This window comes from Embleya scabrispora (assembly GCF_002024165.1).
Classification (GTDB): Bacteria; Actinomycetota; Actinomycetes; order Streptomycetales; family Streptomycetaceae; genus Embleya; species Embleya scabrispora_A.
On sequence record NZ_MWQN01000001.1, the window covers coordinates 5,046,430 to 5,060,628 of the forward strand.

17 protein-coding genes are annotated in these 14,199 nt (G+C 72.9%); 15 read left to right on the forward strand and 2 right to left on the reverse strand.

Annotated features, from left to right (window positions below):
• Positions 1 to 18 precede the first annotated feature (18 nt).
• The 3 genes from B4N89_RS22375 to B4N89_RS22385 all read left to right on the forward strand — a co-directional run bounded on the left by B4N89_RS22375 (position 19) and on the right by B4N89_RS22385 (position 2,577).
• Positions 19 to 969 (forward strand): ABC transporter ATP-binding protein, encoded by a 951-nt coding sequence (locus B4N89_RS22375; protein WP_078979541.1) that lies wholly within the window; start codon positions 19 to 21, stop codon positions 967 to 969.
• Positions 966 to 1,787 carry an ABC transporter permease gene (locus B4N89_RS22380; RefSeq protein ID WP_078979542.1) on the forward strand — a complete coding sequence of 274 codons (822 nt, stop codon included), beginning with the start codon at positions 966 to 968 and terminating at the stop codon, positions 1,785 to 1,787. Before B4N89_RS22375 ends, B4N89_RS22380 begins: the two co-directional genes overlap by 4 nt.
• Before the next feature lie 79 nt (positions 1,788 to 1,866).
• On the forward strand, positions 1,867 to 2,577 hold the full coding sequence (locus B4N89_RS22385) for an ABC transporter permease (protein ID WP_143658050.1): 711 nt from the start codon (positions 1,867 to 1,869) through the stop codon (positions 2,575 to 2,577).
• A gap of 73 nt (positions 2,578 to 2,650) precedes the next feature.
• Here the strand turns inward: B4N89_RS22385 and ybaK are convergent, their stop codons facing one another.
• Both ybaK and B4N89_RS22395 read right to left on the reverse strand, forming a co-directional pair.
• Positions 2,651 to 3,148 (reverse strand): Cys-tRNA(Pro) deacylase, encoded by a 498-nt coding sequence (ybaK, locus tag B4N89_RS22390; protein ID WP_078977609.1) that lies wholly within the window; start codon positions 3,146 to 3,148, stop codon positions 2,651 to 2,653.
• A 65-nt stretch (positions 3,149 to 3,213) separates the two neighbouring features.
• Positions 3,214 to 3,900: an LON peptidase substrate-binding domain-containing protein gene (locus tag B4N89_RS22395; protein WP_078977610.1), complete on the reverse strand. Its 687-nt coding sequence runs from the start codon at positions 3,898 to 3,900 to the stop codon at positions 3,214 to 3,216.
• Positions 3,901 to 4,223: 323 nt separating this feature from the next.
• Between B4N89_RS22395 and hisD the strand changes: the two genes are divergently transcribed.
• From hisD to B4N89_RS22450, 12 genes are all read left to right on the forward strand, one after another.
• Complete coding sequence (gene hisD / locus B4N89_RS22400) at positions 4,224 to 5,579, forward strand: histidinol dehydrogenase (RefSeq protein ID WP_078977611.1); 1,356 nt, start codon at positions 4,224 to 4,226, stop codon at positions 5,577 to 5,579.
• Entirely contained in the window at positions 5,576 to 6,688 is a 1,113-nt protein-coding gene (locus B4N89_RS22405; RefSeq protein WP_078977612.1) for a histidinol-phosphate transaminase, read from the forward strand. Before hisD ends, B4N89_RS22405 begins: the two co-directional genes overlap by 4 nt.
• 21 nt (positions 6,689 to 6,709) lie before the next feature.
• Positions 6,710 to 7,306, forward strand: coding sequence for an imidazoleglycerol-phosphate dehydratase HisB (gene hisB / locus B4N89_RS22410; RefSeq protein ID WP_078977613.1), 597 nt, complete (start codon positions 6,710 to 6,712; stop codon positions 7,304 to 7,306).
• Positions 7,303 to 7,458 (forward strand): hypothetical protein, encoded by a 156-nt coding sequence (locus tag B4N89_RS50770; protein WP_201261030.1) that lies wholly within the window; start codon positions 7,303 to 7,305, stop codon positions 7,456 to 7,458. The genes hisB and B4N89_RS50770 overlap by 4 nt, the downstream gene beginning before the upstream one ends.
• A gap of 4 nt (positions 7,459 to 7,462) precedes the next feature.
• On the forward strand, positions 7,463 to 8,101 hold the full coding sequence (gene hisH, locus B4N89_RS22415) for an imidazole glycerol phosphate synthase subunit HisH (RefSeq protein WP_078977614.1): 639 nt from the start codon (positions 7,463 to 7,465) through the stop codon (positions 8,099 to 8,101).
• 91 nt (positions 8,102 to 8,192) lie between these two features.
• Complete coding sequence (gene priA / locus B4N89_RS22420; RefSeq protein WP_078977615.1) at positions 8,193 to 8,927, forward strand: bifunctional 1-(5-phosphoribosyl)-5-((5-phosphoribosylamino)methylideneamino)imidazole-4-carboxamide isomerase/phosphoribosylanthranilate isomerase PriA; 735 nt, start codon at positions 8,193 to 8,195, stop codon at positions 8,925 to 8,927.
• Positions 8,924 to 9,355, forward strand: coding sequence for a RidA family protein (locus B4N89_RS22425; RefSeq protein WP_078977616.1), 432 nt, complete (start codon positions 8,924 to 8,926; stop codon positions 9,353 to 9,355). The genes priA and B4N89_RS22425 overlap by 4 nt, the downstream gene beginning before the upstream one ends.
• Positions 9,352 to 10,113, forward strand: coding sequence for an imidazole glycerol phosphate synthase subunit HisF (hisF, locus tag B4N89_RS22430; RefSeq protein ID WP_078977617.1), 762 nt, complete (start codon positions 9,352 to 9,354; stop codon positions 10,111 to 10,113). Before B4N89_RS22425 ends, hisF begins: the two co-directional genes overlap by 4 nt.
• A gap of 119 nt (positions 10,114 to 10,232) precedes the next feature.
• Complete coding sequence (locus B4N89_RS22435; RefSeq protein WP_078977618.1) at positions 10,233 to 10,799, forward strand: winged helix-turn-helix domain-containing protein; 567 nt, start codon at positions 10,233 to 10,235, stop codon at positions 10,797 to 10,799.
• Positions 10,800 to 10,884: 85 nt separating this feature from the next.
• Positions 10,885 to 12,123, forward strand: a complete 1,239-nt coding sequence (locus B4N89_RS22440) for an MFS transporter (protein ID WP_078977619.1) — start codon at positions 10,885 to 10,887, stop codon at positions 12,121 to 12,123.
• Between the two features lie 106 nt (positions 12,124 to 12,229).
• A complete protein-coding gene (locus B4N89_RS22445) occupies positions 12,230 to 13,060 on the forward strand; it encodes a septum formation family protein (protein WP_078977620.1) in 831 nt (276 codons plus the stop codon).
• A gap of 35 nt (positions 13,061 to 13,095) precedes the next feature.
• Positions 13,096 to 13,992, forward strand: a complete 897-nt coding sequence (locus B4N89_RS22450; RefSeq protein ID WP_078977621.1) for a septum formation family protein — start codon at positions 13,096 to 13,098, stop codon at positions 13,990 to 13,992.
• Positions 13,993 to 14,199: the final 207 nt, after the last annotated feature.

The window sequence follows — 14,199 nt, forward strand, 5'->3', positions numbered from 1 at the left end:
GCCGGCCCGTGCTTCACGGTGCGCGGCCTGACCAGGACCTATCGCACCGGGCGCCGGCGCGATCGGCACGTGGTCACCGCCAACGACACGATCGACCTGGACGTGCGCCGGGGCGAGATCTTCGGCCTGCTCGGACCCAACGGCGCGGGCAAGTCCACCCTGGTCCGCCAGCTCACCGGCCTGCTCCGGCCCGACTCCGGCAGCATCGACCTGCTCGGCCACGACCTGGTGCGCCGCCCCGACGTGGCCGCCCGACTGGTCGCCTACCTCGGCCAGGAGTCCGGCGCGCTGGACGAGTTGACCGTCGCCCTCGCGATCGAGACCACCGCCCGGCTGCGCGCGCTCGACGCCCACCGGGCCCGGGCCGAGCGCGACGCGGTGCTCGACGAACTCGAACTCGGCCCGATCGCGGACCGGCCGCTGAAGAAGCTCTCCGGCGGCCAGCGCCGGCTGGCCTGCGTGGCCACCGCGCTGGTGGGCGATCGGCCCGTGCTGGTCCTGGACGAGCCGACCACCGGCATGGACCCGGTCGCGCGCCGCGCGGTGTGGGCCGCGGTGGATCGCCGCCGGGCCGACAGCGGCGCCACCGTGCTCCTGGTCACCCACAACGTGATCGAGGCGGAGACCGTGCTGGACCGGGTCGCGGTGCTCGACGAGGGCCGGGTGATCGCGTGCGACACCCCCGGGGGCCTGAAGGCCATGGTCGGCGACGAGGTCCGGCTCGACCTGGTCTGGCGGGCCGACCCGCCGATGGACGACCCGGCGGTCGGTATGCTCGCGCGCAGCGCGGTGCGCACCGGCCGACGCTGGAGCACCCGGATGGAACCGGGCATGGCCCGCGAACTGCTCGCCAGCGTCACCTCCGGGCCGGCGTTCGAGGCGCTCGACGACTTCACGCTGTCCACGCCGAGCCTGGAGGACGTCTACCTCGCGCTCGGCGGCCGCCACCAGGGACTGGTCAAGGGATGAAGGTGTCGACCCCAGGAAGTGCAGCGAGCATCGAGACCGCGCCGGCGCGCCCGGTCGAACCGGTCGCCCCGGCGCCGGGCACGCCGCTCGGTGCCGGGCTGCTGACCGTCTACCGCGCGCAGTTGTCCCGGGTGCGGGTCTCCCGGGTGCCGCTGCTGTTCGTCGCGGTGTTCCAGTCGGTGGGCATCATGATCCTGATGCGCGGCGTGGTGGACACCGGCAGCGACAGTGCCCGCGAGGCGGTGGTGGCCGGATCCAGTGTGCTCGTGGTCGCCTTCGTCGCGCTCAACCTGCTCGCCCAGCACTTCGGCAACCTGCGCGCGGCCAACGCGCTCGACTACTACCTGACGCTGCCGGTGCGCCCGGCCGCCGTGGTGCTCGGCATCGCCGCCGCGTACGCGTCCTTCACGCTGCCCGGCACGGTGGCCACCGCGGTGATCGGCGCGCTGATGTTCCAGCTGCCGCTGGCCAACCTGTGGGTGCTGCTGCTGGTCGTACCGCTGTCCGGCGCCGCCCTGGCCGGCATCGGCGCGGTCTTCGGGCTGCTCGCCCCGCGTCCGGAACTGGCCACACTGCTCGGCCAGTTGGGTATGTCGGCGGCGCTGCTGCTCGGCGTGCTGCCGGAGGATCGCATGCCGGAGGTGATCGTCCTCGGCCGGGACCTGCTGCCGTCGTCCTACGGGGTGGACGCGTTCATCGCGAGCTACGGCGACCCGAACTGGGCGGCGGTGGCCGGCAATCTGGCGGTCTGCGCGGGAGTCGGCGTGGTGATGCTCTCGCTGGCCACCTGGGCCTTCAGGCGCAGTACCCGGGCGTAGCCGACGCCCTTCGACCACCGGACACATCGCCGCGCGGGGCCGACCCGCGGGCACGAGCCGTACATGGGACGCTGACCAGATGACGTCTGCCGGGGATATCGACCCCTACCCGTCGCCCGAGGGCGCGCACGTGGGCTTCGCGCCCGGGTACGACGCGCCCCCCTCGCTGTGGCGGCGCTACCGCACCGACGTGCTCGCGTTCGCCGCGGTGGTCGCGGCCTGCCTGGTGGTGGGCGCGATCGTGGGCGTGGTCTGGGAGCAGATCACCCCGAGAGTGCCGCTGATGGCCACCAAGGAGGGCGTCTTCCAGGTCTCGCCCGAGACGGAGACCTCGATCGCCCTGGACGGCTGGTTCGCGGTGTGCGGCGTGGTGGCCGGCATCGTGCTCGCGCCGCTCGCGTTCTGGCGGTTCCGTCGGCAGGGCGTGGCGACCGCGCTCGCGCTGACCGTCGGCGGGATCGCCGGCGCGTATCTGGCGTTCAAGGTCGGCGTGGCGCTCGGCCCGGACGGGATCGCCGACGAGGTGCGTCGCGTCGGCCTGGGCAAGCGCTTCGACCAGGAGTTGGACCTGAAGGCCAAGGGCGTGTTGCTGCTGTGGCCGATCGCGTCGATGGTGATCTTCCTCGGCCTGTCCGCCGGGTTCGCTCCCGCCGAGCGGCGGGAGACGTTCCAGGGGCCGTGGCCGTGGGCACCCCAGGGCCCGGACCGAGAGCACGCCCCGGGCCCGTTCCCGGGTGCGACCGTGCCCGCCCCGGTCGACCTCACCAAGCACGGCTCCGACGAGGGCTGATCCCCGCGGGGCGGTACACGGGGCCGGCTCGTGCGGGGCGATCCACGCGGCCGACCCCCACGGGCCGAAGAGCCTAGACCCGCCCCACCGGAGCCGTCACCGCGTCCGTGAGCCGGATCAGGTCGGCCGGGGCCAGTTCGATCTCCAGGCCCCGGCGGCCGGCCGACACGTACACGGTCTCCAGCGCGAGCACCGAGGCGTCCACCACCGTGGGGTGCCGGCGCTTTTGGCCGAGGGGGCTGATGCCGCCGAGCACGTAGCCCGTGGCCCGCTCGGCCGCCGCCGGGTCGGCCATCGCCGCGCGCTTTCCGCCGACCGCCGCGGCCAGCGCCTTGAGGTCGAGCCGGCCCGCCACCGGGACCACCGCGACGGTGAGCGCGCCGTCCACGTCGGCGAGCAGCGTCTTGAACACCCGCTCGGCCGGCACGCCGAGCACCGTCGCGGCCTCCTCGCCGTACGAGGCCGCGTCCGGGTCGTGGGTGTACGCGTGCGTCGTGAACGCCACGCCCTCGCGGGTCAGCGCCACCGTCGCCGGGGTGCCCTGTCCGCCCTTGGTCCTGCCCTTCGCCATGCCGGCGCGCCCTTCGGTCGAGTCGGTCGGGCCCGAGGCGAGCGGCGCCGCCTCGGCCGGTCCGGTCAGTTGGGTTCGATGTTCTGCCGCAACAACTCGATCGCCGGCAACGACGGCAGGTGGTCGAGCAGCGCCGCCTCGCGGCGCAGCAGTTCCACCTCGGCGGTCAGCCGGGCGGTCGCGTCCTCCGCCTCCAGCAGCCGCTGCTTGTCGTGCGGGTCGAGCACCACCGCGGCGGCCACCAGGTAGGACAGCACGACCGGGTCGTCGGGCAGCTCCGGCAGGCTCATCGGGGTGCGCTGCTGGGCGGTGAGCAGCCGGCGCTGATACTCGGCGAAGGCCCGGGTCGCGGCCAGTCCGAGTACGTCGGCCCGCTCCCCGGGCGGATCGGCCAGGTATTCGACCTCGGCATACAGATACGGCCCCGAGTCGTCCACCGAGACCAGCTCGAACCGGGTCGCACCCGTGGCCACCAGGTCGTAGCGGCCGTCCTCGTGCGTCTTGATCGTGGCGATCTCCGCCGTGCAGCCCACCGGGTGCAGCACCGCGAGCGGATCGCCCTCGATGTCGCCGACCTCACGCCCGGTGCGCAGCGCCACCACGCCGAAGCGCTGCTCCGCCTGGGGCAGCGCCTCCAGGTCCCGGACCAGCGCGCGGTATCGCTCCTCGAAGATGTGCAGGGGCAGCACCAGACCCGGATAGAGCACCGAGTTGAGCGGGAAAAGCGGAAGCCGGTCGGTCACGGTGACCAAGAGTAGGCCCTGACCGCCGGAGCGCGTCGATCATTGATCCCACCCACGATGGAGCACCCGGGTCGCGCCCGCCGCCGCGGCCCCGGCGAGGATCCGACCGAGCAGAATCGACGAGTGGGCGGGCCACTGGCCGGGCCCGGTCGGCCTCCACGCGGCGTCCTGACCGAGCGTCACCACCGGCGGGTCGCGCTCGGATGCCCCGGCGGTGGGCTCAGCCGTGGTCCCCCGACATCGGAAGGCTGCCGCGTCCCGCCCACGATCGCGCGTCTCACTGTCCGACACGCGAGCACGTATGGTTCGGCGCCGTCTCTACACTGGGGCGGGTGATCTCCCGTATCGACCTGCGCGGTCCCGCCTCGCGGGCTGTCCTGGACAGCCCCGCCGCACTGCGCGACGTGTTGCCCCGAGCCGAACTCGACGTCGAGGCGGCCCTGGAGAAGGTCCGCCCCCTCTGCGAGGACGTCAGGCATCGCGGCGTCGAGGCGCTGATCGAGATCACCGAGCGCTTCGACGGTGTACGACTGACCGACATCCGGGTGCCCGCCGAGGCGATCGCCGCTGCCCTGGACACGCTCGCGCCCAAGGTGCGCGCGGCCCTGGAGGAGTCGATCCGCCGGGCCCGCGCGGTGCACCGCGAGCAGCGCCGGCAGGACGTCACCGTGCAGGTCGTGCCGGGCGGCACGGTCACCGAGCGGTGGGTGCCGGTCGAGCGGGTCGGGCTGTACGTACCGGGCGGCAACGCCGTCTACCCGTCGTCCGTGGTGATGAACGTGGTCCCCGCCCAGGAGGCCGGCGTCGCCTCGATGGCGGTCGCCTCGCCGCCGCAGGCCGGCTTCGGCGGGCTGCCGCACCCGACCATCCTGGCCGCGTGCGCGCTGCTGGGGGTGGACGAGGTCTACGCCGTGGGCGGGGCACAGGCGATCGCGATGTTCGCGTACGGCGCGGGCTCGTGCGCGCCGGCGCACCTGGTCACCGGCCCCGGCAACATCTGGGTCGCCGCCGCCAAGCGGCTGCTCAAGGGCCGGATCGGGATCGACGCCGAGGCCGGGCCGACCGAGATCGCGGTGCTCGCCGACGACACGGCCGACGCGGGCCACGTCGCGGCCGACCTGATCAGCCAGGCCGAGCACGACACGCTGGCCGCGTCGATCCTGGTCACCGACTCCGAGGCGCTGGCCGACGCGGTCGTGGAGGAGTTGAAGGTCCGGGTGGACGCCACCCGGCACCGCGAGCGGGTCACCGAGGCGCTGGCCGGCCGGCAGTCCGGGATCGTGCTGGTGGACTCGGTCGACGACGGCCTCGCCGTGGTGGACGCCTACGCCGCCGAGCACCTGGAGATCCAGACCGCCGACGCGGGCGCGGTCGCCGCCCGGGTGCGCAACGCCGGCGCGGTCTTCGTCGGCGCGTTCGCCCCCGTCTCCCTCGGCGACTACTGCGCCGGGTCCAACCACGTGCTGCCCACCGGCGGCTGCGCCTGCCACTCGTCGGGCCTGTCCGTGCAGTCCTTCCTGCGTGGGATCCACGTCGTGGACTACTCGCGCGCGGCGCTCGCCGACGTCGCCGAGCACGTCAGCGTGCTGGCCGACGCGGAGGACCTGCCCGCGCACGGCGCCGCCGTGCGGGCCCGCTTCGCGACCGGCGAACTGTCCGGCCTCGCGGCGTGGGAGGAGGGCTCGTGAGCGATCTGGACCGGCTGCCGATCCGCGCCGAACTGCGCGGGCAATCGCCGTACGGCGCGCCGCAGTTGGATGTCCCGGTGCGGCTCAACACGAACGAGAACCCGTACCCGCTGCCGGCCGCCCTTGTGGCCCGGATCGCCGAGCGGGTCGCCGCCGCGGCCCGCGACCTGAACCGCTATCCGGACCGGGACGCGGTCGAACTGCGCACCGCGCTGGCCGACTATCTGTCCCGGACCGGCGACTACCCGCTGGGCCCGGAGCGGGTGTGGGCGGCCAACGGCTCCAACGAGGTGCTGCAACAACTGCTCCAGGCGTTCGGCGGCCCCGGGCGCACGGCGCTGGGCTTCGACCCGTCCTACTCGATGCACGCGCTGATCGCGCGCGGCACCGGCACCGGGTGGATCTCGGGCGCGCGCGGCGCCGACTACACGATCGACCTCGACGAAGCGCTGGCGCGGATCGCCGAACACCGTCCGAACGTGGTGTTCCTGTGCTCGCCGAACAACCCCACCGGCACCGCGCTCGCCGGCGAGGTGGTCGAGCGGGTGTACGACGCCGCGCAGGCCGCCCGGCCGTCGCTGGTGATCGTGGACGAGGCCTACGTCGAGTTCGCGCACACCGCGTCGCTGCTGCCGCTGCTCGAGGGCCGGCCGCACCTGGTGGTGAGCCGGACCATGTCCAAGGCGTTCGGCGCGGCGGGCCTGCGGCTGGGCTATCTCGCGGCGGACGCCGCGGTGGTGGACGCGGTGCAACTGGTGCGCCTGCCGTACCACCTCTCCGCGGTCAACCAGGCCACCGCGCTGGCCTGCCTGGAGTTCGAGGACACCCTGCTCGGCTACGTGCGCGAGCTCAAGGAACAGCGCGACCGGCTGGTGGGGGAACTGCGCGCGCTCGGCTGCGAGGTGACCGACTCCGACGCCAACTTCGTGCAGTTCGGCCGCTTCGAGGACCCGCACGCGATCTGGGCGGAGATCCTCGAACACGGCGTCCTGGTCCGCGACAACGGGGTCCCGGGCATGTTGCGGGTGACCGCCGGCACGGACGCCGAGAACACGGCCTTCCTGGACGCGATGCGGCACGTTCTCAAAAGCGCGCGTCCGAAGGACTGAGAGAAAGTCGAAATCACCGTCATGGCAAGAACCGGTCGCGTCGAACGCGCCACGAAGGAAACCTCCGTCGAGGTCGAGATCGACCTGGACGGCACGGGGAAGGTCGATGTCGCCACCGGCGTCGGCTTCTTCGACCACATGCTCGACCAGCTCGGCAAGCACGGCCTGTTCGACCTGACCGTCAAGACTCGCGGCGACCTGCACATCGACGCGCACCACACGATCGAGGACACCGCCCTCGCGCTCGGCGCCGCGTTCCGCCAGGCCCTCGGCGACAAGAAGGGCATCCGCCGCTTCGCGGACGCCTCCGTGCCGCTGGACGAGGCGCTGGCCCAGGTCACCGTGGACCTGTCCGGCCGGCCCTACCTGGTGCACTCCGAGCCGGACCGCATGGCGCCGATGATCGGCCCCGACTACGACACCACGCTGACCCGGCACATCCTGGAGTCGTTCGTCGCCCAGGCGCAGATCTGCCTGCACGTACACGTGCCGTACGGGCGCAACGCGCACCACATCGTCGAGGCGCAGTTCAAGGCGCTCGCCCGGGCACTGTCCGACGCGTGCGTGCTCGACCCGCGCCGGGCCGGCGTGATCCCCTCGACGAAGGGCGCGCTGTGAGCACCGGTGCGATGATCCTGATCGTGTTCGGGCTCTTCCTGGTCGGCGGGGTCATCTCGTTCGCCAAGCAGGGCCTGCCCAAGAGTGTGATCGCCCTGCTCGCCATCGGCGCGTTCTTCTCGATCGCGGCCGGCGTCCTGAAGATCGGATAGGCGCGTGCCCAAGAAGGTCATCGTCCTCGACTACGGATTCGGGAACGTGCGCTCGGCCGAGCGGGCGCTCGCGCACGCCGGCGCCGACGTCGAGATCAGCGCGGACCAGCACGCCGCGCTGAACGCCGACGGGCTGCTCGTGCCCGGCGTCGGCGCGTTCGCGGCGTGCATGGAGGGCCTGCGCGCGGTCCGCGGCGACACCATCGTGGACAAGCGGCTCGCCGGCGGCCGGCCGGTGCTCGGCATCTGCGTCGGCATGCAGATCCTGTTCACGCGCGGCGTCGAGCACGGGGTGGCCACCGAGGGCTGCGCCCAGTGGCCGGGCACGGTCGAGCGACTGGCCGCCCCCGTGGTGCCGCACATGGGCTGGAACACCGTCGAGGCGCCCGCGGACAGCGTGCTCTTTCGCGACGCCGCGCCCGACACGCGCTACTACTTCGTGCACTCCTACGCGGTGCGCACGTGGGAGATGCCGGTGGTTCAGGACGGCCCGCACATCCCGCCCGGCGTCACCTGGAGCACGCACGGCACACCGTTCGTGGCCGCCGTGGAGAACGGCGCGCTCAGCGCCACCCAGTTCCACCCGGAGAAGTCCGGCGAGGCCGGCGCGCAACTGCTGCGCAACTGGCTCGAGACGCTGTAGCCCGCGCGGTGCGCGTGCCGCGCCGCACCGCGATCGCCCCGACCGCACCCCGTCCGCACTTCCGACCGAACTGCTGAGGATCCCAAGCGTCATGACCCAGACCCACCGCCTCGAACTGCTGCCCGCCGTCGATGTCGCCGACGGCCAGGCCGTCCGCCTGGTCAAGGGCGAGGCCGGGTCGGAGACCTCCTACGGCGACCCGCTGGCCGCCGCCCTGGCCTGGCAGAGCGCCGGCGCCGAGTGGATCCACCTGGTCGACCTGGACGCCGCGTTCGGCAAGGGCAGCAACCGCGAACTGCTCGCCGAGGTGGTCGGCAAGCTCGACGTCAAGGTCGAGTTGTCCGGCGGCATCCGCGACGACGCCTCCCTGGAGGCCGCGCTCGGCACCGGCTGCCGCCGGGTCAACCTGGGTACCGCCGCGCTGGAGACGCCGGACTGGGTGCGCTCCGCGATCGCCCGGCACGGCGACCGGATCGCGGTCGGCCTGGACGTGCGCGGCACCACGCTGGCCGGGCGCGGCTGGACCCGCGAGGGGGGCGAGCTGTTCGAGACGCTGGCCCGGTTGGACGCCGACGGCTGCGCCCGCTACGTGGTCACCGACGTGAACAAGGACGGCACCCTCGCGGGCCCTAACCTGCAGTTGCTGCGCGACGTGTGCGCGGCCACCGACCGCCCGGTGGTGGCCTCGGGCGGGGTGTCCTCGCTGGCGGATCTGCGCGCCATCGCCGAACTGGTGCCGCTGGGTGTGGAAGGCTCGATCGTCGGCAAGGCGCTGTACGCCCAGGCGTTCACCCTCGAAGAGGCGTTGGAGGCGGTGTCCCGGTGACGGGAAGCGACAATTCGGCAGGCTCCGGTAGCTCGGACGGCATCGAGCGGTACGCGTCCGGCGGCCGGTGGGAGGACGCGTTCGGCTACTCGCGCGCGGTCGCCGTCGGCGACTACGTGCACGTGTCGGGCTGTACCGCGATCGTCGAGGGCAATCTGGCCCACGAGGGCGACCCGCACCACCAGGCGCTCGCCGCCTTCCGGATCGCGCTGGACGCGCTCGAGCACTTCGGGCTCGGCGCGGCGGACGTGGTGCGCACCCGGATGTACATCACCCACTCGCGCGACTCGGACGACGTCGGGCGCGCGCACGGCGAGCTGTTCGGCGAGGTGCGACCGGCCGCCACGATGGTCGTGGTGGCCGGGCTGATCGACTCCCGGATGCTCGTCGAGGTCGAGGTGGACGCGTACCGGGGGAGGGCGTCGTGACGTTGGCCGTACGGGTGATCCCGTGCCTGGACGTGGACGCCGGCCGGGTGGTCAAGGGCGTCAACTTCGAGAATCTGCGGGACGCGGGCGATCCCGTCGAGATGGCCCGGGTGTACGACGCCGAGGGCGCGGACGAGTTGGTCTTCCTCGACATCACCGCCTCCTCGGGCAATCGCGAGACCACCTACGACGTGGTCCGGCGCACCGCCGAGCAGGTGTTCATCCCGCTCACCGTCGGCGGCGGGGTGCGCGCGGTCGAGGACGTGGACCGGCTGCTGCGGGCCGGCGCGGACAAGGTGGGCGTGAACACCGCGGCGATCGCCCGGCCGGAGTTGATCGCCGAGATCGCCGACCGCTTCGGCTCCCAGGTGCTGGTGCTCTCGGTGGACGCGCGGCGGCGCCGCGACGGCGCGCCGGGCTTCGAGGTGACCACGCACGGCGGGCGCACCGGCACCGGCATCGACGCGGTCGCCTGGGCGGCGCGGGCGGCCGGGTTGGGCGCGGGCGAGATCCTGCTCAACTCGATGGACGCCGACGGCACCAAGGACGGCTACGACCTGGAGTTGATCCGCCTGGTCCGGGCCGAGGTGGGCATCCCGGTGATCGCCTCCGGTGGCGCGGGCGCCCTGGGGGACTTCGTCCCGGCCGTGGAGGCGGGCGCCGACGCGGTGCTCGCGGCCAGCGTGTTCCACTTCGGCATGTTGCGGATTCCGCAGGTCAAGGACGTATTGCGGGAGGCGGGACAGCCGGTGCGCTGAGCCTCGAACCGGGCGAGGGAGCCGACCGCGGTGCGGTCGGCTTTTTCGCGTCGGGATGCGCAATCTTTATTGCGAAAGACTTATTGCGAAAGAACTCTTTCACATCTATCGTGGGAGGCATGAGCGAGCAGCCCGCGCCCCGGCGGATGATCAAGGACGTACAGACCCTCAAGGTGTTCACCCACCCGCTGCGGATCTCGCTGCTGCGGATGCTGCACGCCGGCGGACCGGCCACCGCGTCGATGCTCGCCAAACGGGTCGACGCGACCCCGGCCCTGGTCAGCTACCACGTGCGCACGCTGGCCGCGCACGGCTTCGTGGTGGAGGACCCCGAGCACGCCGAGGACGGGCGCGAGCGCTGGTGGAAGGTGGTCGAGGACCTGACCTTCTCGCTCGGCGACTTCGCCGAGGACCGGGTCGGGCGGGACCTGTCCACGAGCATCGTGCGCGTGCTCGGCTCGCAGTCCGAGGACCGCTACCGCCGGTTCCTGGACGAGGTCGAGTCGTGGGGGCCGGAGTGGGCCGGCGCCGCCTTCAGCGGTGCGCCGACGCTCCGGCTGACCGCCGACGAACTGCGCGAACTGGGCGAGGCGCTCCAGGAGTTGGTGGATCGATACCGGGACCGGTCGACCCCCGGCGCGGAGCATGTCGAGGTCTACGTCCGAGGTTTCCCGTACCGCATGTGAGCGCACGGGCGCCGCGCCCGTGCGCCCGGTGTTCATCGGCATCCGAGCCGCCCGCCGCCCATCGAGTACCGGAACGGGGAGCACCATGGCCGTACCCGACACCGCGACGGGCGTCGCGACCGCGACGCCCCGGCCCGCGCACCGCGATCCGCGGGTGCTGGCCTGGCTCGGCGCGTTCACCGCGTCGCTGATCGGCGACCAGATCTGGTTCCTGGCGCTGTCCTGGACGGCGGTGCGCGGCGGTGACGGCACGCAGACCGGCCTGGTGCTGGCCGCCGGTTCGCTGCCCCGGGCATTGCTGATGTTGCCCGGCGGGGCGATCGCCGACCGGTACGGGCCGCGCCGGGTGCTGATCGGCAGCGACCTGGTGCGCTGCCTCGTGATGGTGATCGCGGCGTTCGCGGTGGCGGCGAGCAGCCCGGCGATCTGGCTGCTGATCACGATCGCGCTGGTGTTCGGCGCGGTGGACGCGCTGTTCATGCCCGCCGTCGGGGCGTTGCCGGTGCGGCTGACCGCCCGCTCGCAACTGGTCCGGGTGCAGGGCATGCGCTCGTTGTCCCAGCGGGTGGCCACCGTGGTGTCCGCGCCGATCGGCGGCGCGGTGCTCGCCTGGGGCGACGCCGAACTCGCCTTCACGCTGAACGCGGCCCTGTTCGGGCTCTCCCTCGCGCTGCTGTGGCGGCTGCGCCCGGGGCCCGCGCCCGAACCGGAACCGGGCTCCGAGGAGCCGGAGTTGGGCCTGCGTGCCGGGCTGCGCCACGTGTTCGGACATCCCTTCCTGCGGCCGCTTCTGATCATGATCGCGCTGATGGAGTCGGGCTTCACCATCCCGATGAACATCGGCATCGTGCTGCTCGCCGACGACGCGGGCTGGGGGCCGGGCGGGATGGGAACGGTGCTGGGCGGGTGGGGGATTGGTGCCGCGATCGGCGCGCTGGGGCTGACCGTTGTCGGTCGGGTGCCGCGTCCGGTGATCGTGCTGCCGGCGGGGATGCTGGGAATGGCCGGCGGTCTGGTCGGCCTCGGCTACGCGCCCGGGGTCGGCGTCGCGGTGGCCTGTGCGGCGGTCCTGGGCGTGGGCACCGGCGTGGTGGGCGGGGCCGGGAGCGCGCTGGTGCAGACCACGTGCGCGCCGAGCGCGCTGGGCCGGGTGACCGCGTTGCAGATGATGTTCGCGGTCGGCCTGATCCCGCTGCTGTACCCCGTCGGCGGTCTGATCGCCACGGAGTTCGGTCCCTCGGCCTTGTTCGCCGGCGGCGGGGCGGCGATGCTCGCCGGCATCCTGGTCGCGTTGACGAGCGGATCCTTTCGGCGTCGGCCCTGACGTCGGGTTACGGAAGGATTCCGGTCGCACAACGATCATCTGACTCGAAGTCAAGTAGTTGGGGCCGGCCGAGCGCGAGGTTCACCCGATCGGGCAGGCTAGGCACATGACGATGCCGCCATCACCCGGACAGGGTGGCTACCCCGGATACGGGCAGCAGCCAGGCCAGGGTTATCCGAGCAACCAGCCGTACCCCGGGCAGCAGTACCCCCAGGGCGGGCAGCAGTACCCACCTCCACCGCAGAACCCGTACGGTGGCGGCGGACCGCAGTATCCCGGCAACTACGGCGGTGGCGGGGGCTATGGCGGCGGCATGCCGCCGGGCCCCAACCAGGGCGGCTCCGGCAAGGGCCCGCTGATCGCCGTGGTGATCGCCGCGATCGTCGTGGTCGGCGGGATCATCGCCACCCTCGTGGTGGTCCTGGGCGGGGACGACAAGAAGAAGTCGGCGTCGCCCACGCCCGCTCCGACCACCTCGGCCGTGTCCTCGCCGAGCGCCACGCAGAGCGCGCCGCCCACGACCCGCCCGACCACCAGCCGCCCGACCGCGCCGCGCACCACCTCGTCCGGCGGCACGGACCCGACCATGCCCTCCGAGGTCCAGTACGTCGACCTGTCCAAGGGCGACTGCGTGACCCTGGACACCACCTCGGGCACCATCGACAAGAAGACGTGTACCTCCACGCACAACGGCGAGGTCATCATGACCTACGAACTGACCGGCAGCACCTACCCGGGCGAGTCGGCGATCACCGACCAGACCGAGACCAAGTGCACGCCGGCGCTGACCGCGGCGGTGAACGGGCGCTCCGACGCCTCGCAGTTCACCTTCACCTACACCTTCCCGAAGCAGCCGGGCTGGGACATCGGTCGGCGCAAGGTGACCTGCATCGCGAAGTACAAGTCGGGGCAGACACTCACCAAGCCCCTGCGCTGACCGAGCGCTCGGCCCTTGGGGGAGGGATCGACGTGATGAGCAGTCCCGGCGGATATCCCGGCGGTGATCGGGGCGGCGGCAACCCGGGCGCCGGCGGCTACGGCAACTCCGGTGGGGGAGGATACGGCGGCGGCGCCGGCGGTGGTTATCCGGGCGGCCCGGCGGGGCCCCCGCCCGCGAACCCGCCCCCGTACCCGCCGTATGACGGTCCGACCATCGGCGGTCCGCCCTATCGCGCGGGCCCGCCCTACGGAGGCGGCGGCCCGCCGTACGGCGGAGGTCCGCCCTACGGCCCGCCCGCCGGGCCACCCACCGGGCCGCCCGGCGGCGGCCGGAGCGGTCGCGCGGTGGCGATCGTGGTGGTCGTCGCGCTGGTGATCGCCGGCGGTGTGATCGCCCTGGTGGTGAGCCTGGGCGACGACGGCAAGAGCGACAAGGCGGGCCCGACGCCGAGCGCGACCCGGCCCACGAGTGCGCCGCCGAGCGACGCCGCTTCGCCCACGGACTCGCCCGAGCCGCCCACGAGCGAGCCGCCGGCCACGGAAGCCCCCACCTCGCCGCCGGCGACCAACCCCAACGGCAGCGTCGCGGTCCGCAAGGTCCCGCTCAGTCCGGGCGACTGCATCTCGTTCACGGCCGGGAGCACCGACGTGAACAAGGTCGGGTGCACCACGCCGCACGACGGGCAGCACATCGAGAACGTCGCGCTGCCGGACGGGGCCTGGCCCGGCGAGGCGGAGATGGACACCAAGGCGTCGGCGGTGTGCAAGCCGATCACCGAACCGGTGATCGGGCGTCAGCCGGATGCGGGGCAGTTGACCTGGCTCTACATCTACCCGAAGGAATCGGGTTGGGCCTCCGGTGATCGTGAGGTCCAGTGCCTGGTGTCCTACTCGGACGAGACCAAAAAGCTGACGGCGCCCCTGCAATAGGTTTTCGGCCACGAACGATGCCGGCCGGCCTCCGGCCCGGTTGGCCTCAAGCGCCGGCCGGGCTGATTTGGCCTCAAGCGCCGGCCGGGCTGATTTGGCCTCAAGCGCCGGCCGGGCTGAGTGGCCTCATGCGCCGGCCGGGCTGGTTGGCCTCAAGCGCCGGCCGGGCTGAGTGGCCTCATGCGCCGGCCGGGCTGGTTGGCCTCA